Source organism: Microvirga soli (assembly GCF_016734765.1).
GTDB lineage: Bacteria > Pseudomonadota > Alphaproteobacteria > Rhizobiales > Beijerinckiaceae > Microvirga > Microvirga soli.
In genome coordinates, this window is sequence record NZ_JAERQE010000004.1 from 174,765 (window position 1) to 193,903 (window position 19,139).

Annotated in this window: 15 protein-coding genes; 10 read left to right on the forward strand and 5 right to left on the reverse strand. The window is 64.5% G+C overall.

Annotated features, from left to right (window positions below):
• Positions 1-40: 40 nt before the first annotated feature.
• The 5 genes from JKL45_RS06145 (at position 41) to JKL45_RS06165 (ending at position 5,594) form a co-directional block, all read left to right on the forward strand.
• Positions 41-1,297 carry a hypothetical protein gene (locus JKL45_RS06145; protein WP_201860228.1) on the forward strand — a complete coding sequence of 419 codons (1,257 nt, stop codon included), beginning with the start codon at positions 41-43 and terminating at the stop codon, positions 1,295-1,297.
• Positions 1,298-1,472: 175 nt separating this feature from the next.
• Positions 1,473-2,492, forward strand: a complete 1,020-nt coding sequence (curA, locus tag JKL45_RS06150; protein WP_201860229.1) for an NADPH-dependent curcumin/dihydrocurcumin reductase — start codon at positions 1,473-1,475, stop codon at positions 2,490-2,492.
• Between the two features lie 150 nt (positions 2,493-2,642).
• The gene (locus tag JKL45_RS06155; protein WP_201860230.1) at positions 2,643-3,251 is read left to right on the forward strand and encodes a CvpA family protein; all 609 of its coding nucleotides are present in this window, start codon (positions 2,643-2,645) and stop codon (positions 3,249-3,251) included.
• Positions 3,252-3,356: 105 nt separating this feature from the next.
• On the forward strand, positions 3,357-4,844 hold the full coding sequence (gene purF, locus JKL45_RS06160) for an amidophosphoribosyltransferase (protein ID WP_201860231.1): 1,488 nt from the start codon (positions 3,357-3,359) through the stop codon (positions 4,842-4,844).
• Positions 4,845-4,850: 6 nt separating this feature from the next.
• Positions 4,851-5,594 (forward strand): SDR family NAD(P)-dependent oxidoreductase, encoded by a 744-nt coding sequence (locus JKL45_RS06165; protein WP_201860232.1) that lies wholly within the window; start codon positions 4,851-4,853, stop codon positions 5,592-5,594.
• 1 nt (position 5,595) lies between these two features.
• Here the strand turns inward: JKL45_RS06165 and JKL45_RS06170 are convergent, their stop codons facing one another.
• Positions 5,596-6,900: an NAD(P)H-dependent oxidoreductase gene (locus JKL45_RS06170; RefSeq protein ID WP_201860233.1), complete on the reverse strand. Its 1,305-nt coding sequence runs from the start codon at positions 6,898-6,900 to the stop codon at positions 5,596-5,598.
• A 187-nt stretch (positions 6,901-7,087) separates the two neighbouring features.
• Here JKL45_RS06170 and JKL45_RS30445 point away from each other — a divergent pair, with 187 nt between their 5' ends.
• On the forward strand, positions 7,088-7,651 hold the full coding sequence (locus JKL45_RS30445; protein WP_201860234.1) for a calcium-binding protein: 564 nt from the start codon (positions 7,088-7,090) through the stop codon (positions 7,649-7,651).
• A 65-nt stretch (positions 7,652-7,716) separates the two neighbouring features.
• Here the strand turns inward: JKL45_RS30445 and JKL45_RS06180 are convergent, their stop codons facing one another.
• The gene (locus JKL45_RS06180) at positions 7,717-7,980 is read right to left on the reverse strand and encodes a hypothetical protein (protein WP_201860235.1); all 264 of its coding nucleotides are present in this window, start codon (positions 7,978-7,980) and stop codon (positions 7,717-7,719) included.
• 530 nt (positions 7,981-8,510) lie between these two features.
• Between JKL45_RS06180 and JKL45_RS06185 the strand changes: the two genes are divergently transcribed.
• Positions 8,511-9,218, forward strand: coding sequence for a hypothetical protein (locus tag JKL45_RS06185; protein ID WP_201860236.1), 708 nt, complete (start codon positions 8,511-8,513; stop codon positions 9,216-9,218).
• A gap of 251 nt (positions 9,219-9,469) precedes the next feature.
• On the opposite strand, the gene JKL45_RS06190 is transcribed toward JKL45_RS06185, so the two are convergent.
• Entirely contained in the window at positions 9,470-10,315 is an 846-nt protein-coding gene (locus JKL45_RS06190) for a class I SAM-dependent methyltransferase (protein ID WP_201860237.1), read from the reverse strand.
• A 102-nt stretch (positions 10,316-10,417) separates the two neighbouring features.
• Here JKL45_RS06190 and JKL45_RS06195 point away from each other — a divergent pair, with 102 nt between their 5' ends.
• Entirely contained in the window at positions 10,418-12,451 is a 2,034-nt protein-coding gene (locus JKL45_RS06195) for a BTAD domain-containing putative transcriptional regulator (RefSeq protein WP_312896917.1), read from the forward strand.
• Positions 12,452-12,572: 121 nt separating this feature from the next.
• On the opposite strand, the gene JKL45_RS06200 is transcribed toward JKL45_RS06195, so the two are convergent.
• Entirely contained in the window at positions 12,573-13,925 is a 1,353-nt protein-coding gene (locus JKL45_RS06200) for an aminotransferase-like domain-containing protein (RefSeq protein WP_246498342.1), read from the reverse strand.
• Positions 13,926-14,080: 155 nt separating this feature from the next.
• Here JKL45_RS06200 and JKL45_RS06205 point away from each other — a divergent pair, with 155 nt between their 5' ends.
• Entirely contained in the window at positions 14,081-15,028 is a 948-nt protein-coding gene (locus tag JKL45_RS06205) for a DMT family transporter (protein ID WP_201860239.1), read from the forward strand.
• A 228-nt stretch (positions 15,029-15,256) separates the two neighbouring features.
• On the forward strand, positions 15,257-17,656 hold the full coding sequence (locus JKL45_RS06210; RefSeq protein ID WP_201860240.1) for an EAL domain-containing protein: 2,400 nt from the start codon (positions 15,257-15,259) through the stop codon (positions 17,654-17,656).
• Positions 17,657-17,789: 133 nt separating this feature from the next.
• Here the strand turns inward: JKL45_RS06210 and der are convergent, their stop codons facing one another.
• Complete coding sequence (der, locus tag JKL45_RS06215; RefSeq protein ID WP_201860241.1) at positions 17,790-19,136, reverse strand: ribosome biogenesis GTPase Der; 1,347 nt, start codon at positions 19,134-19,136, stop codon at positions 17,790-17,792.
• Between the last annotated feature and the right edge of the window lie 3 nt (positions 19,137-19,139).

The following is a 19,139-nucleotide window of genomic DNA, read 5'->3' on the forward strand; positions in this document are numbered from 1 at the left end:
ACAAAGGTAATTTGAAGCGTCGCCAAGGAATTTTCGAAACATGCCTAGCATTAAAATCAACGGTCCTGTCTCAATTCAGGAGAACCTTCAGAGCGACCTTATCGTCGGGACCCTTTCTGTAGAGAACCCGCCGGTAGGGACAGGATCTTATACTTTCGAGCTCAATGACGATTTCGATGGGCGCTTCAAGATAGAACGGAATGCGACCACCGGCGCCTGGGAATTGATCGCTATCGCTGAAGTGAATTTCTTTGACTTCGAAGATCCGACGGAGAACTCATTTGCCTTGTCAATCACGGCAATGCGGGACGGTAGTCCGACGTTGGATGAGACGATTGCGGTTGATGTCACCGACATCGACGAGGCTCCGACCGACATCGTGGTCACCGGTGGCACCGTCACGGAGAACACCACCGTGGGCAGCGTCGTCGCTACGCTGGCAACCATAGATCCCGATGTCGCCGACCGGGGCGCCAGCTTCACTTATACTCTGGTCGATGCGCAGGGTAACGCGGCGACCAGCGACTTCTTCACGATTGAGGGCGCTGCGATCAAGCTGAAGGCCGGCTTGGACAATGCACAGGTCGGCATACAGACCCTCTACGTCAAGGTCGCCGATCCACAGGATTCCAGCCTCTCCTATATCGAGAAGGTCACGATCACCGTCACGAACTCCCCCGAGACGACGACAGGCACGGGCAAGAACGATAGGCTCGTCGGCACTGCTGATATGGACATTCTCAATGGCCTCGGCGGCAACGACACGATCTACGGCCTTGCGGGTCACGACATCATCAACGGTGGCGCGGGCAAGGATAGACTCTATGGCGGCGCCGGCCATAATATTTTCGTGTTCTCCGCAGCCGTGAAGAAAGGTCATTTCGACCAGATCATGGACTTCAATCCGTCCGAGGATACGATTCAGATCAGCTTAACGGCTCTCAAGGCCTTCAAGGTCAAGGGACCGAAGACGAGCGATGTGCAGTCCAAGAAGGGTGCGGACGACGACAAGGGCAAGCCTGACGACAAGGGCGGCGGTCGCCCCGACAAGGGCTCGACGAAATCCGTTGGTTTCGACAAGCTCTTCGTGAAAGGGCAGAAGCTCGAGAAGAAGTTCTTCAACGTTGGCACCAAGCTCAACGATACCCCGGACGGGTCAAACGACTACGTCTTCTACAACAAGAAGAACGGCTTCGTTTACTTGGACGTGGACGGCTCGGGCAAAGGCAAGGGCATCGAGATCCTCAAGGTGAAGCCCGGCACCACGCTCACCGCCGACGACTTCCTGTTCATCTAAGCGCATCAGCCTAAGACGTTTGAGAGGCTCCGGCGGCAATGCCGGGGCCTCACTTTTTTGTGCGCCCCTGCGGAGGCGAAGACCTGAGACTTGACGGGGCGGGACCGCACGCCGACCGTAGCGGAATGAGCATCCCAGAGGAGAAGGGGGTGCGAGCCCCAACTTAGGAGACCCTATGGCGTCAGAACAGAACCTCCAGATCATCCTTGCTTCACGTCCGACCGGCCGCCCGTCGCACGATAATTTCAACCTCGTGCGCACCCCGATTCCAACTGTCGCTGAAGGTCAGGTGCTGCTGAAAATTCGCTATCTGTCGCTCGATCCTTACATGCGGGGCCGCATGAGCGCTGCTAAGTCCTATGCGGCAGCGGTGGAGATCGGGCAGGTCATGGAGGCCGGCACGGTCGCCGAGGTGATCGAGAGCCGCCATCCCGACTACAAGCCCGGTGACTTCGTTCTCTCCTATTCCGGCTGGCAGTCCTATGCCGTGGCGGATGCCAAGGCCCTGCGCAAGCTCGACCCGAACCAGGCTCCGGTAACCACTGCTGTCGGTGTTCTCGGTATGCCGGGTTTCACCGCCTATGCGGGCCTGCTCACCCTCGGCCAGCCCAAACCGGGTGAAACCGTAGTCGTGGCCGCCGCGAGCGGACCCGTCGGCTCGGCCGTCGGGCAGATCGCGAAGATCAAAGGCGCACGGGCCATCGGCATCGCCGGCGGGCATGAGAAATGCGCGCTGGTGCGGGACGAGTTCGGCTTCGATGCCGCGCTGGACCACCGCTCGCCCACCTTTGCCGAGGATCTCCGGGCGGCCTGTCCTGACGGGATCGACGTCTATTTCGAGAATGTGGGCGGCGCGGTTTGGGACGCGGTCTTTCCCCTGCTCAACACCTTTGCGCGCATCCCTGTCTGCGGTCTTGTCGCACAATACAATGCGACAGGCCCTTTCGAAGGCCCGGATCGCCTGCCTATCCTCATGCGCGACGTGCTCACCAAGAGCCTGACCATCCGCGGCTTCATCCAGCGCGAGTTCAGCGCCCAGTACCCGGCCTTTCTCCGGGAGATGAGCGGGTGGATCGCGGATGGGAGAGTGAAGTACAAGGAGGACATCGTTCAGGGACTCGAGAACGCCCCGGAAGCCTTCATCGGCCTGCTCGAGGGCCGGAACTTCGGCAAGCTGATCATCAAGGTTGCCTAAGCCTGCCCGGTGCGGAAGGCGGCACGCGCCGCCTTTCGGGCCCGGCTCAACTTCCCTGGGGTGACGAAAGCCTTTCTTAACGCTATAGAGCCAGGCTTCGAACCCGCAAAGGCGGCTCCACCCCTGTTCCATCTTGCGTAGGCCCGGCTCATGCCCTTTTCCGTTCTGGACCTCGTCGTTATCGGTATCGTCCTGATCTCGGCTCTCCTTGCTGCCGTGCGCGGCTTCACCCGCGAGGTGCTCGCCATCGTGGCCTGGGTGGTTGCGGCCGCCGCTGCCTGGTACCTGCACCCGACCGCCCTGCCGATCGCCCAGCAATACATCAGCAGCAACACGGTCGCGCTGGTGGCAACCATCGGGGCCATCTTCGTTATCACCCTGATCATCGTGTCGATCATCACGGTGCAGATCTCCGACCTGATCCTCGATTCCCGCATCGGTGCGCTCGACCGGACCCTGGGCCTCTTCTTCGGGGCGGCCCGCGGCTTCCTGATCTGCGTGATCGGCTGGGCCTTCCTGGGCTGGCTGCTCCAGGGCCAGGAGCCCGCATGGGCCGCCGCCTCCAAGACCCGCCCGGCCATGGAGAACACCCGCGACAACATCATCGCCATGCTGCCGGAGAATGCCGAGGCCCTGATTCAGCGCCTGCGCAACAAGGATGCTGGACCGACCGAAGCGGAGCCGGCCGAGCCCGATCCGCAGCGCCCGGCTGCACCCGCCGCTCCGGCTGCGCCCCAGGCACCGCAGCGGCGCAGCTGAGCCTCGGAACCTGACGGCAGCGTCAGAATAGACGTTGGCGTTTGGCGCGAGGACGACTACATAAGGGCGGCGCCGGTGGAGGCGCGAATCCCAAAGGTATGATCGATGTCTGCTTTGTCCGAGACGTGGCAGGTCGCGCCTAAACAGGTGGACCTCGACCTCGAAGGCGATACCCTGCGTGAAGAATGCGGTGTCTTCGGCATCTATGGGCACCCGGACGCGGCGGCCATCACGGCCCTGGGCCTCCACGCCCTGCAACACCGGGGCCAGGAGGCGGCCGGCATCGTCACCTTCAACGGCTCGGTCTTCAACTCCGAGCGCAGGCTCGGCCTCGTGGGCGACAACTTCTCCGACCGGGCGACCATCGAGCGCCTGGAGGGCATCTCGGCCATCGGCCATACCCGCTACTCGACCACCGGCGAGACCGTGCTGCGCAACGTGCAGCCGCTCTTTGCCGAGCTTGACGGCGGCGGCTTCGCGGTGGCCCATAACGGCAATCTCACCAACGGCCTGACCCTTCGCCGCAACCTGATCCGCGACGGCGCGATCTGCCAGTCGACCACCGACACGGAGGTGATCGTCCACCTAGTCGCTCGCAGCCGCAAGGACCGGGTCATCGACCGTTTCGTCGAAGCGATCCAGAAGATCGAGGGCGCCTTCGCCCTGGTGGCGCTCACCAACAAGAAGCTGATCGGTGCCCGCGACCCGCTGGGCATTCGCCCGCTGGTTCTGGGCGAGCTCGACGGCCGCTACATTCTCGCTTCCGAGACCTGCGCCCTCGACATCATCGGCGCCCGCTTCGTCCGCGACATCGAGAACGGTGAATGCGTGGTGATCTCGGATGAGGGCATCGAGTCGTTCCGCTACGCCCCGCAAGTGGCGCCCCGCCCCGATATCTTCGAGTACATCTACTTCGCCAGGCCGGATTCCGTGGTGAACGGCCACAGCGTCTACGAAATCCGCAAGGGCATGGGCCGCGAGCTGGCCCTCGAATCCCCTGCCAATGCCGATGTGGTGATCCCGGTGCCGGATTCCGGCGTGCCGGCGGCGCTCGGTTATGCCCAGACCTGCGGGCTGCCTTACGAGCTCGGCATCATCCGCAATCACTATGTCGGCCGCACCTTCATCCAGCCGACCCAGTCGGTGCGCGAGCTCGGGGTGCGCATGAAGCACTCGGCCAACCGCGCCGCCATCGCCGGCAAGAGCATCGTGCTCGTGGACGATAGCCTCGTGCGCGGCACCACCTCGGTGAAGATCGTCCGCATGATGCGCGAGGCCGGCGCTAGGGAAGTGCATTTCCGCATCTCCAGCCCGCCGATCACGCATCCCGACTTCTACGGCATCGACACGCCGGAGAAGGAGAAGCTGCTCGCAGCCACCCATGACCTGGAGCAGATGCGCCAGTATATCGGGGCGGATTCGCTGGCCTTCCTGTCCATCGAGGGCGTCTACCGCGCCATGGGCGAGACCGGCCGCAACGCGGCGCAGCCGCAATTCACCGACCATTGCTTCACGGGCGACTACCCGACGCCGCTGACGGACCTCACCGTCGCCACCCCGCGCCGTCTTGCGGTTCTTGCCGAAGCCGACTGAGGAACCATGGACAAGCCTCTCCAGAACCGCGTCGCGGTCGTCACCGGCGCCTCGCGCGGCATCGGCCGCGCGGCGGCCCTCGCCCTGGCCGAGGCCGGCGCGCATGTGATCGCGCTGGCCCGCACCCAGGGTGCGCTCGAATCCCTCGACGACGAGATCCGCGCCAAGGGCGGTTCGGCCACACTCGTGCCGGTGAATCTGAAGGACCTGGAGGCGCTCGACCGCCTGGGCGCCGCGATCCACCAGCGCTGGGGCAAGCTCGACATCCTGCTCGGCAATGCCGGCCAGCTCGGCGAACTCGCGCCGCTTGCCCATATCGACCAGCCGGTCTGGGACGAGGTGATGGCGGTGAACGTCACGGCCAATTACCGCCTGATCCGCTCCCTCGACCCGCTGCTGCGCGCCTCGGATGCGGGCCGCGCGATCTTCATCACCTCGGGCGCCGCCCACAAGCACAAGGCCTATTGGGGCGTCTATGCGGTCTCGAAGGCGGCCCTCGAAGCACTCGTTCGCACCTACGCGGCCGAGACGGTGACGACGCCGGTTCGGGCGATGCTGCTGAACCCCGGCCCGCTTCGCACCAGCATGCGCCGCGCCGCCATGCCCGGTGAGGATCCGCTCACCCTCAGGACGCCGGAAGAGCTTGCGCCGCACATCGTGAAACTCGCCCTGCCCTCATGGACCGAAACCGGCAAGATCTACGACTTCACGCAGGACGGCAAAGTCATCGAGCCGCAGCCGCCGGCTTAAGTCACCCGAAGCGGCCGACCATTTCCCGGCGCACCCGGACGGCGAGCCGCTCCGCATCGAGCGCCACGTCGTCCTCTGTTACCGCACTGCCTGCGGCAACATCGCGGATGAGGCGCACGCCGTGCGCCAGCCCGATGGGCAGCATGCGCGCCGCCTTGCTGCGGGAGGCCGGTACGAGCCGGCCATAGACCGTATAGCCGCCCTCCCCGTCCAGCATCTCGCCAACTTTAAGTTCGCGCTTGGCCACCGCCACCGCGTCGCCGCGCCAGGCACGGGTGGAGCCCGTCGGCTCCCCGCGCAGGGCCGCGCTCAGCACCGAGATCGACAGCTCCAGGCCGATCAGGTGGAAGGGCTTGTACATGGCGGCATAGCGGCCGGTTGAGTCGGTCGGCAGTCCGTATTGCTTGAAGCAGGCGGCGGCATAATCGTTGGGGGCTTTGAGCACCACATAGACGCCCCAGCGCAGGTCGCGGAACACGGGTCGCCCGTCCCGTTCGAGCGACGACACCACCTCGACCATGCCGTCGCGGTCGAGCTGGCCGCCGACGCTCTTCGGGCGCAGCACCTGGGCGAGATCGTCGACCCCGCAGGGCGGAAAGCGCAAGCCCTCCTCCGGCACGTCGAGATCGCAGGCATTGGCGATGGCCGCCATCTCGATGGCCGATTTGGTGCCGTCGAGAAACGAGTTGAACATCTGCGGGTTCATGCCCCCGGCCTTGGCCTGCTCGGGGGTGAGGCCGTAATGGGTCCAGACATCGTCCGGCGTGACGCTGTGGTAAACAGGCAGGTACTTGGTGCCCTTGCCAGCGGCCGCCACGGTGAAGCCGGCAGCCCTGGCCCAGTCGACCATCTCGGACACGAGCGCCGGCTGGTCGCCATAGGCCATGGAATAGACCACGCCCCGCTCCCGCGCCCTCTCGGCAAGCAGGGGGCCGGCCAGCACATCCGCCTCCACGTTGACCATGACGATGTGCCGACCGGCCTCGATGGCGGCGAGCGCATGGCGGATCCCCGCCTCCGGGTGCCCGGTCGCCTCGATGACGACCTCCACGTCATCCGCCCGGCAGGCCTCGAGCCCATCGGCGACAAAGCGGGTGCCGGCGATCCTGGCGTCATCCCAGCCGACGGTTCGGCAGGCCTCCCTCGCCCGGTCCGGGTCGAGATCGGCGATCACCGCGACATCGAGGCCCGGAATGGTCGGCACCTGGGCGAGGAACATGGATCCGAACTTGCCTGCGCCAATCAGTCCCACGCGGATGGGCCGGCCAGTGTCAAAACGCTGGCGTAGCAAGGCTGACAGGTTCATGGGCGGCGCTCCAATCGTGGGTTTTTCTACCCTTCAAGCTCGAAGCTGCGGCCTGCCCTGTCAATGACAACCTCTGTGCGCCAGAACACATCCTTTCGTTAGGTAATAGCATTATGTCAATCAGCGTCTGCTTCTATTCCATTCTGATTCGAGCCAAGAGCAAGATCGCATTTTGGGGACCCCTACGATGACCACGAGAACCACTTCCAAGACCGGCTGGACCATGCCGAGCCTCGGCCAGGATGCCCTGTGGGGCGCGGCTGCCTTCGAGATGCCTCCCATGGGCACGCCCGGCAGAGACGTGCTCAGAGGCGGCGATGGCGTCGACGGCATCATGGGCTTCGGCGGCAACGACACCATCTATGGCAATGGCGGCAACGACGCCATCATGGGCAACGAAGGCAACGACAAGCTCTATGGCGGCGCCGGCGCGGACCACTTCCGCTTCGACACCAAGCTGAATGCGAAGACCAACGTCGACAGGATCATGGACTTCAAGCCGGACGAGGACGTGCTCGAGCTGGCCCGCTCCCCCTTCAGCAAGGCCGGCAAGGCCGGGGGCGTGCTGAAAGAGTCGGCCTTCTACGTCGGCAAGAAGGCCCACGATAAGGACGACCGCATCATCTACGACAAGAAGACTGGTTCGCTCTACTACGACAAGGATGGCAAAGGCGGCGCGGAGCAGATCAAGTTCGCCACCTTGTATAAGAACCCGACCATCGCTCATGATGATTTCGTGATCGCCTACTGAGCCTGCCATCGCGCATGAAAAACCAAGCCCTTCCGTGACCGGAGGGGCTTTTTTGTTGGGGCCTGCTATTGCCGTCGCAGCACGGCCTCGAAGCTGGTGCGCTGGGAGATCCAGAATTCCCGGTGCTCGTGCATGTCCTCCAGCACCGCATCGGCGAAGCGCTTGCGGTCTTCGAAATAGCACGGCGGGCCATAGCCGCCCTGGCAGCAGCCCTGGTTGCGGCACTTGCGCCGGCGGCAGGTGGACGGCACCTGGATCACGTCGGCGAGGCGCCTTAAGACATCGTCGGCATCGGGCATGCGGGACAGGATGGTGCGAACACGGCTCATGCTGAAACCTCATGGATGAAAGAGTTGAATGAAAAGGTGGGTCAGACAGGCATGACCTTGCGGGCTCAGGAGCCGTTTTCGGCTCCGAGCCTTTCAAGGCAATCGAGGGAGGCGCGAATGGCAGCCCGGCTCGATGATGGATGGTGAGTAGAAGAGCCGAGATGCCTCTTCGCGCACGGCTCCTTTAGGCGGACAGGCGAGGCCGGCCCGGTGACCGTTCCAGGCGGGGTCCGTCTGCTCGACGGGGGCCTTGAACCGATTCCGACCACCGGCATACAGCCTGGGCCTCCTGTCGATGAAGCTTGCGAAGCCGCACCACAGGACCATGCCTGCCTCCACACTGCGACGCCTCGCGAGCGCGCCCCTCGTCAGAGGCAGGTCTAACAAACGATATAGCCGAGGTTAGGAGAATTGTCAAGAACAAAAGAGGAACATCGCTCATGGGTGTCACATGGCTTATCTTGGAAATTATTAGGAGATATGAAACCCCGTAACTTCAACTTGATCAGCCAAATCTACTGAGAGCCACGATGTCCAAACGGATGCTAGATCTGGGCCTTTTAGTGCTTACGTTCGTGTTCCTCGTATTCATAACGATTGGCAATGAGGATCCAGTAGTCCGGCAATCTTTGTTTGCAAATGCCTTGCCCGAGCACCTCTGGCATGCAAAAGCGATCTATAAGGTAATGTATGATATCGGTATCGGCGGCCTACTCAGCTTAATTTTCTACCTGTTGCTTGTTAGGATTCCTGAGAATGCTAAGCGCCGGCGCATCCGCCATAGCTTGGAGCGCCAATACAAAATCTTCAAGCAAGATTGTTTATATGTAATAGTTGGCATTACAGATCATTTGATTGATCCTGATAAAGTCGACGAACTTCTCGATCAGAAGGCATTCAGAGAATACTTCACGCAAAGAGTCTTACCGTCGCAAGATCGATGGCACGTCTTCCTTAACAATGTTGATGAGGCAGCCTTACTGAGGATAATTAACGCTGTTGATCTCTTTCGGGAGGAGATTGCCTTCGCACTCAGCGCGACAGAGATCTCATCGGACGAGGCGTTCCAGTTCTTCAAGCGCCTATCTGGTGTCATTCACTCGATCAGGAGCACGGAACTCGGGTATGATGAAATCAAGCCTTTATCGAGATTTCTGTGGACGCTTTTCTCGGGCTTTGACTTTGTTACAGGCTACCGCAAGGAAGACTTGGTGGCTAAGATGATCAGGTCGATATAGGGCCTTCAGAATTCATAAACGGATTTCGATAGCTGCTGTCTGCGCACATAGAGACTGTCTTATTCAAAACGACTGTTCGGAAGTTTGAATAGCCCGATGTGTCCGAACATCACTGTTAGGAGTGTCAATGAGAGCCGGTGAAACGTGGATGGCCGGGACGAGCCCGGCCATGACGCGGTGAGTGGGGCGGCGTTCCTGGTGTCGAGCGTCGCATCAAGGGTGTCCCGATGCGAGCGCCCTCCCCACCCCGCCTACCGCGTGATCACCACCTCGAGATATTCGCTCGGCACCACCATGGTCTCGTCGCCCGAGCGGTTGAACTCGGTGATGAGCCAGAGCAGGTCCTTGCGCAGGGCTTCCTGGGCCTCGGGCTGCAGGGCCGCAAAGGTTTTCAGGACCGGGCCGTAGAAGGTCTTGAACACCTCCAGGCAATGCTCGGGCGAGCGGTAGCGGAACACGAAGTGCTTGCGGCGCGCTTGGATGGAGGTGGCGCCGTGGCCTAACAGGTGGTCGAGGTGCTCGCGCTGTCCCCACAGGGAGGGCGGGCGCATTCCGGCCGGCGGGGGCATGTGGCGGCCGATGGTCTTGAACATCTGGCCGATGAAGCCCTCGGGCGTCCAGTTCGCGAGGCCGATCTTGCCACCCCGGCGGCACACGCGCAGAAGCTCGGCGGCGGCGCGCTCCTGATCGGGGGTGAACATCACCCCGAAGGTGGACACGACCACGTCGAAGCTCTCATTCTCGAACGGCAGGGCCTCGGCATCCGCCTCCCGGATGGTGATGGGAAGACGCTCGGCCTCGGCCCGTTCCCGGGCGCGGACGAGGAGGGCCGGCACGTAATCGGTGGCGACCACGTCGCACCAGCGGCGGGCGGCGGCGAGCGAGACATTGCCGTTGCCGGCCGCCACATCGAGCACGCGCTGGCCGGCGCGCAGGTCGATGGCCTCGCACAGCTCCTCGCCGACGATCTGAAGGGTCGTGCCGACGACCGCGTAATCGCCCGACGACCATGCGCCCTGCTGGCGGGTCTTGATGGCGGCGAGGTCCGGTTGGACGGGTTGGGTTTCCTGGTTTATCGTGACAGCGGCATCAGCCATGACGGCCTCCTTAGGGTTCGGATGGGCCCGCTCTCGGCTTCGAGCGACCTTGAGACTTCAAGCCCATTGGTGAGACCGTAGCAGCCACACGTGGAGGTGAACGTGGGAGGCAGCGTGGGTTCGGCCGTGGAATCGACCGACACCGCAGACCCAAAAGGCGTTGCGCCCGTCACCGTGCGGATGCTCGGGCCGCTCACCGTCCTGCGCGGCGACGGGCCGGTCGCGCTGCCGGCCTCGCGCAAGGTGCGCGCGCTCTTCGCCTATCTGGCGCTTGCGCCCCGTGCCTCGACGCGAAGCCATCTCTGCGAGCTGCTCTGGGACGTGCCGAACGATCCGCGCGGCGAGCTGCGCTGGTGCTTGAGCAAGATCCGCCGCCTCATTGGCGATGCCGGCCGGATCGGGACGGAGGGCGACACGGTGAGCCTCGACCTCCCGGGCTGCCATGTGGATGCGCTGCAGCTCGATGGAATGGCCGCGCGGGGCATCGCGCTGCAATCGTTGCAGGACTTGTGCCGCATGGCCGATGGCTTCGCGGGCGAGTTTCTCGACGGCTTCACGCTGGACCGCAGCCCCGCGTTCAATGCCTGGCTGGTGGCGCAGCGGCGCCGGTTCAAGAGCCTCCAGACCGTCGTGCTGGAGCATCTGGTCGATCACCTCGATGAGAACGAGGCCGGGCGGTATCTGGAGCGATGGGCTGCGCTCTGCCCGCTCGATGAGCGGGTTCACGCGCGGCTGCTGCGCATGCTGGCCCGCCAGCAACGGGTGCAGGAAGGCAAGAGCCATCTCGACGCGGTGATCCGGCTGTTCGACCAGGAGGGGCTCGACAGCGCGCCTCTGCGCGAGGTGTGGCGAGGGGCCATAGTGCAGCCCCCTCGCCTGCTCCCAGCACAGGCGATCATCGCGGCCGATGCGGTGGCACCGGGCGCGATGCAGCCTGCACCCCGTCACGGCTCCATCGCGGTGATGCCGTTTGCTGATGAATCCGGCGCACCGCGCCTGCGCGGCGGCGTGGCGGATGCGCTCGTGCACGATGTGATCACGCGGCTCGCGAAACTCCGCAGTCTCTTCGTCATCTCGCAAGGCTCGACCTTCGCGCTGCACGACAGAAACATCGCTCCGGACGAGGCTGGGCGTTTGCTGAATGTGGATTACGTGGTCGGCGGCTCGATCCGCCGCAGCCCCGGTCATCTCACTGTCCAGGTGGAGCTCGCCGAGGTGCGCACCGGACGGATCGTCTGGGCGGACATCCTCAGCCATTCCATCGACGATGCGTTTCTGGTGCTCGACGAGATCGGCAACAGGATCGTGGCAACGGTCGCAAGCGAGATCGAGACGGTGGAGCGCAACCGCGCCATCCTGAAGCCGCCGAACTCCCTCGACGCCTGGGAGGCGCATCATCGCGGCCTCTGGCACATGTATCGGTTCAACAAGGCCGACAACGATGCGGCGCAGCACTTCTTCGCGCAGGCGCTCAGCATCGACCCGACGTTTGCACGCGCCTATGCGGGCCTGTCCTTCACGCATTTCCAGAACGCCTTCCAGGGCTGGACTGAGCGGCGCGCGGAGGTCGACCACGCGCTCAGGGCCGCAGGCCAGGGCTTGATGATCGACGACCGCGACCCGGCCGGTCATCTGGCCATGGGCCGGGCCCTGTGGCTGCGCGGAAGCTACGACCAGACTCTGCGGGAGCTGGAGACGAGTGTGGACCTCTCGCCCAACTTCGCCATGGGCCATTACACGCTGGGCTTCGTCCACTCGCAGGCGGGCGATCCGGAGACGGCGATTGCGGCGGCCGACCAATCACGCCGCTTGAGCCCCTATGATCCGCTACTGTTCGGCATGCTGGGCTCGCGCGCCATGGCGCTCATCCGCTTAGGCAGGTTCGACGAGGCGGCCGCCGCAGGCGTGGCCGCCGCGAGCCGGCCGAACGCGCATGCGCATATCGCGGCGATCGCGACGCTCGCCCTGTCCTTTGCCGGGAGGCTGGACGAGGCGCGCAGCACGCTCGCCCATATCCGCAGCACCCTGCCCGGCTATGGCATGAGCCATTTCCTGAGCGCGATGCAGCTCGGGCCGGACGACCAGGCCCTGTTCCGCGAGGCCGCGCGCCGGATCGGCATGGATGACGGGAAGTAGCAGGCAGTTGATTACAACTCCCCCGTCATCCCCGGACTTGTTCCGGGGATCCACGTCTTTGATGCGCGTGGTTCTTAAGACGTGGATGGCCGGAACAAGTCCGGCCATGACGATGAGGGTTTTATAACCGCATTGACCTTTCGAGCACCGCGAACACGCGCTCGTCCGTGCATTGGGCTACGTTGAAGCGCATGTAGCTCCTGGCCGTCTGCGCGGGGCTGAACACGTTGCCGGGGGCGAGCACCACGTCCTCGTTCAGGGCGTGGCGCGCAACAACGGCGGCGTCGAGATCGTCCCTCAGGCGGCACCAGAGGAGCATGCCGGCCTTCGGCACGATCCACGGCGTGATTCCGAGCCGCTCCAGCCGCGGGATAACGGACGCCATGTTCTTCGCGAGCCGCGTGCGCAGGCTCTCCAGGTGCTTGCGGTAGCCGCTGCTGCCGAGGACGCCGAGGACCAGCTCTTCCGCTAGGCGGTTGCTGGAGAAGCCCGTGGCGATCCTGAGGTCTGTCAGCTTGTCGATCCAGTTAAGACGCGCGGCGATGTAGCCGCAGCGGAAGGACGCCGAGAGGGTTTTGGAGAAGCTGCCGATGCGCACGACCCAGTCGAGGCCATCGAGGGCGGCGAGACGCGGCGCGGGCTCGTGCTCGAAATCGGCGAAAATGTCGTCCTCGACGACGGTGAGGCCGTGCCGCTCGGCGAGCTTCAGGAGGCGGTGCGCCGTCACAGAGGAGAGCGTGGCACCCGTCGGGTTGTGCAGGCCGGAATTGGTGATGTAGAGGCGCGGCTTGTGCTCAGCGAGCGCCTGCTCGAAGGCGCCGAGATCGGGGCCGGTTGGAGTCATCGGCACGCCGACCACATTCACCTGATGCGCACGCAGCAGGGCCAGGAAGTTGAAATAGCAGGGGTCGTCCACCAGCACCGTGTCGCCGGGTTGGACGAGCAGGCGGCACACGAGGTCGATGGCCTGCGTGCCGGAATCCGCGAGCAGGATCCGGTCGGGCGCGGCCTCGACGCCCTGCTCCGCGAGGCGGCGCGAGAGGAAGGCGCGCAAGGCGGGTAGCCCCAGGGGCGTGCCGTAATCGGTGAGTCCGGTGATGTCCTTCGTGCGGGCGAGGCCGCGCAGGGCGCGGCGGATCTCATCCTCAGGCATCCAGGCGCCCGGCAGCCAGCCGCAGCCGGGCTTCAGCACTGCCCCTCGCGCCTCCAGGGATTGCCGGGAGACCCAGAACGGATCGACCGCCCGGTCGAGGCGCGGGGCGAGTTCCGCGAGCGACAGGGGCGCCAGCGCCGCCGCGCTGTAGAAGCCGGAGCCCGGCCGCGAGCGGATGACGCCCTCGGCGGCGAGCCGGTCGTAGGCCTCCACCACGGTGGATTTCGACACCTGCATACTTTGCGCGAGCGCGCGGATGGACGGCAGCTTGCCGCCCGGCGTCAGCACACGGCTGGCGATCCGGTGGCGGATGGCCGCCATGACGTGCTCGACAAGGGTGCCGTCGCGATTGGCAAAGGTAAGATCGTCCACTGTACCGCCCATCGTTCCATGACAGTTCGGACAAACCGTACTGCACCGTCCCTGGAAAAGCCATGCCGTTCGGGCTGAGATCGCGACGTGGTGGAGGATGGCGTATGGACAGGACGGCAGAGGGGTGGATCAGTGGTTTTCTCGGGGTGCTGATCTTCAGCGGCTCCCTGCCGGCAACCCGCATCGCCGTGCTCGACATCGACCCGCTGTTCCTGACCCTGGCGCGCGCCACCATCGCTGGTCTCCTTGGTGCGGCGTTGCTCATGCTCCTGCGCCAGAAGCGGCCCGCGACGAGCGACCTCCTGCCGCTCGCCATCGTGTCACTCGGCGTTGTGGTGGGCTTTCCGCTGCTGACGGCTCTCGCCCTGCAGCACATCACGTCGGCGCAATCCATCTGCTTCGTCGGTCTGCTGCCACTGGCAACGGCGGTCTTCGGCATCCTGCGCGGGGGCGAGCGGCCGAGGGCCGCGTTCTGGATTTTCTCAGGAGCCGGCGGCGCATTGGTGGCGGGTTTCGCCCTGGTCCAGGGAGGCGGAGCCTCCCCGGCCGGCAGCCTTCTCATGATCGGTGCGATTCTGGCGTGCGGCCTCGGCTATGCGGAGGGCGCCAAGCTCTCGCGCAGACTCGGCGGATGGCAGGTGATTTCCTGGGCGCTCGTCCTCGCCCTGCCGCTCACGGCTGGCCTGATGCTGCTCAACCTGCCCGCCTCGTGGAGCGGGATCGGCACGCCCGCGTGGCTCTCGCTCGCCTATGTGTCCCTGTTCTCCATGCTGATCGGCTTCGTGTTCTGGTATCGCGGCCTGGCGCTCGGCGGCATCGCGGGCGTGTCGCAGTTGCAGCTGCTTCAGCCGTTCTTCGGGCTGATGCTGGCGGCTTTGCTTCTGAACGAGGCGGTGGGTTGGGGCATGGTCGCCGTCAACGTCGCGGTGATCGCCTGCGTGGCAGGCGCGAAGCGTTTCGCCCAGCCGGGACCTGCGGGTGTCGCGCCGAAAGCCGTTTTGCACACGGTTAACCCTGAGCTGGGATCATCTGCGGGTTCCACCGCGAATTGATTGACTTGCAGACGCGTTGCCTCTTTCCTGATCTTGGGACAACGTCCCCATTCACGACGAGTTGGAGGCTGCTGCGGCAGCCGTGATCCAAAGGCATGATGCCGCCCCGTCGTATCGGTGAGAGCCCGATATTTCTTCATCCCACGTCGAATTTCTTCAAATGGCTTCCGCTCCGACTGCCGCAGGCAATGATGACCTGGCGCGTCGGACGGCTTGCGAAGGCTGACCATGCTGACGGTCTACAATTGCATCGTTTCGGAGCACGATCTGCGGCTCGTGGCCTTGGCGGCCCTGGTCTGCGCGCTCGCGTCGTTGACGGGCATCAACCTGCTCCATCACGTTCGCAAATCGGATCACAACCGGCAGGTCGTGTGGCTCACCATTGCGGCCACCTCGATCGGCTTCGGCATCTGGTCCACGCATTTCATCGCGATGCTGGCGTTCTCGCCTGCCCTTCCGACCGCCTACAACATCGCCCTGACGATCATATCCCTGCTGGCGGCAGTGCTGCTCACCGGCATCGGCTTCGGCGTTGCGCTCCTGTCGGCTTCGGCCGCCCCATGGCTGGGAGGCGCCATCGTGGGCGGCGGCATCGCCGTAATGCACTATACCGGCATGGCCGCCTTCGAGGTTGCTGGCACGATCACCTGGGAGCCGGTTCTGGTCGCTGCGTCGATCCTACTTGGAGGCGCTCTCGGCGCCGCCGCCCTTTGGGCGGGACTGCGCAGATCATCCGTTCCCGCGCGCCTCGCCGGAGCGCTGCTGCTGACGCTTGCCATCTGCAGCCATCACTTCACGGCCATGGGCGCGGTGGCGATCACGCCCGACGCCGCCATGGCGATCTCGCCCTCGTCGATCCCGTCCGGTTGGCTTGCCATCGGCGTGGCGTTCGTCAGCCTCGCCATCCTCCTCATGGCCTTCGTGGCGCTGATCCTCGACATCAGGGAGCGCCGGCGCAGCCATCTCGAGATGGAGCGGATCCGCGACCTCACCGATGCAGCCGTCGAAGGGCTGGTTCTCTGCGACGGAGAAATCATCGTCTCGGTGAACCAGAGCTTCGCCCGGCTCGCCGGGATCGGCCCCAAGCAGATCTGCGGGCAAAGCCTCGCCGCCTGGGTGCCGGACGGCTTCACACGCGAGACGCTGCTGGCAAGCCTGGGCACCACGGTCGAGACGGAGCTGCGCCACAGGGACGGCATCCTGATCCCCGTCGAGCTGATCGCGCGGCAGATCACCTACAACGACCATGCGCATAATGTCGTGGCCTTCCGCGATCTGCGCGACCGCAGGCAAGCGGAGGCGCAGATCCGCTTCCTGGCACACCACGACACGCTGACCGGCCTCGACAACCGCGTGAGCTTCGACCGGCGGCTCGACCGCGAGATCAGCCTGCACCGCAGGGCCGGACAGCAGCTGGCCCTGCTCTGCCTCGATCTCGACGGCTTCAAGGAGGTCAACGACCTCTACGGTCATTCGTCCGGAGACAAGCTGCTCCAGCACATTGCCAGGAACTTCTCGTCCGTTCTCTCGGAAAACCAGCTGCTGGCACGCCTGGGCGGAGACGAGTTCGCCATTATCGTCCCCCAGGTGACGAACCCCGCCGATATCGAGCACCTGGCCGACAGCCTGATCAAAAGCCTCAACACGGCCGACGGAGCCGCCGTCCCGGCCGGTCTCGTGTCGGTCAGCATCGGGATTGCCCTGTATCCGTCCGATGCCAGGGATCGCACGGAGCTTCTGTCCAGCGCCGATACGGCTCTGTACCGTGCGAAGACGGAAGGAAAGGGCACCTATCGCTTCTTCGAAGCCGCGATGGGCGTTCAGATTCGAGAGCGCCGCAGCATCGAGCACGATCTGCGCAACGCCATCGCGAACGGGGAGATGAGCCTCGCCTACCAGCCGCAGGCACAAGTCCATTCCGGTGAGGTGAACGGGTTCGAGGTTCTGCTGCGCTGGAGCCACCCGACCAGGGGTTCGATTTCGCCGACGACCTTCATTCCCATCGCGGAGGAAAGCGGACTGATCCTGAAGATCGGCGAATGGGTGATGCAGGAAGCCTGCCGCGAGGCCGCCGGCTGGATGCGGCCACTCACCATCGCGGTCAATGTCTCGGCCCTCCAACTGACCAGCGACGGCTTCGTGGACTTCGTCCGAAGGACTCTGGACAGCACCGGGCTTCCGCCGGAACGGCTGGAGATCGAGATCACCGAGACGGCGCTGATCCGCGATCCGAACCGTGCGCTTCAGACCCTGCAGAAGCTGAAGGGCCTCAACGTCAATATCGCCATGGACGATTTCGGCACCGGATACTCGTCGCTCTCGAACCTGCGGGCCTTCCCGTTCGACAAGATCAAGATCGACCGCTCCTTCATTCATGCGGTCCACGACAACCCGCAGGCGGCCGCCATCGTCAGGGCGGTGCTCGGGCTCGGGCGCGGCCTCGGGCTGCCCGTCATTGCCGAAGGTGTCGAGACGTCCGAGGAGCTCAGCTTCCTGGGCTCGGAGGGGTGCACCGAGGCCCAGGGCTATCTGTTCGGCCGGCCGGCTCCCATCGAGGAGTTCGTGCCGCTGATTTCGGAGAATGTGGTGCCGCTCCCGAAGCTGCTCATGAAGACGATTACGCAGTGAAGGCGCAATAGACCTCGACCTCTATGTCATTCCCCGGAGGACGCGCAGCGGAGGGGAAGGGAGTTCCCCTTCACCCTCGACGCTATGGATCCCCTTCCCGGCCCTGCGGGCCGCCGGGGATGACACGTGAGCCCTACCCGCGCTTGTCTTTGTCGAACGGGTTCGCCCCCATGCGCAGGGACACGCGGATGGGCGTGCCCGGCAGGTCGAAGGCTTCGCGGATGCCGTTGACGAGGTAGCGGGTGTAGCTCTTCGGCAGGGCATCGAGCTGGTTGCCGAACACCGCGAAGTGCGGCGGGCGCGCCTTGATCTGCGTCATGTAGCGGATCTTGATCCGGCGGCCGGACACGGCGGGCGGCGGGTTGGCGTCGATGGCCTCGGAAAGCCATTGATTGAGCCGTGCTGTGGAGATGCGGGTGTTCCACTTCTCGTAGACGTGCAGCACCGCCTTCATGAGCGGATCGATGCCGCTGCCGGCAAGGCCTGATAGAGGAACCACTGGCGCTCCGCGCACCTGCGGCAGAAGGCGGGTGGCCTTCTCCTTCAGGTCGGCGAGCAGGCCCTTCTGGTCGGCGACCAGATCCCACTTGTTGAGGCCGATCACGAGGGCGCGGCCCTCCTGCTCCACCAGATCGACGATGGTCAGGTCCTGCTTCTCGAACGGGATCGTTGCATCGAGCAGGATGACCACCACCTCGGCAAAGCGCACGGCGCGCAGCGCATCGGCCACGGAGAGCTTTTCGAGCTTGTCCTCGACCCGGGCCCGCTTTCTGATGCCTGCGGTGTCGAACAGCTTGATCGACTTCCCACGCCATTCCCAATCGAGCGAGATCGAATCGCGGGTGATGCCGGCCTCGGGGCCGACGAGCATCCGGTCTTCGCCCACCATGCGGTTGATGAGGGTGGACTTGCCCGCGTTGGGCCGCCCGACGATGGCCACCTGCAGGGGCTTGTTCGGATCGTCCTCGTCCTCCATCTCGTCCGGATGAGGGAAGTGAGGCATCAGGGCCTCGAACAGGTCGGCCATTCCCTCGCCGTGCTCGGCGGAGAGCGGAACCGGATCGCCCAAGCCCAGCGAAAACGCGTCATAGGCGCCTGCCATGCCGCTGGAGCCCTCGGCCTTGTTGGCGATGAGGATCACGGGCTTGCCGGAGCGGCGCACCATCTCGGCGAAGGGGCGGTCGGCGGGGAGAATTCCCGAGCGGGCATCGATCACGAAGAGGATCACGTCGGCATCGACGATGGCGGCCTCGGTCTGGGCGCGCATGCGGCCGAGCAGCGACTCCTCGGTGGCTTCTTCCAAGCCCGCCGTGTCGATGATGCGGAATTCGAGATCGCCGAGGCGCGCTTCGCCCTCTCGGCGGTCGCGGGTCACGCCGGGGCGGTCGTCCACGAGCGCCAGCTTCTTGCCGACGAGACGGTTGAACAGAGTCGATTTGCCGACATTCGGCCGCCCGACAATGGCGACGGTGGGCGTCATGTC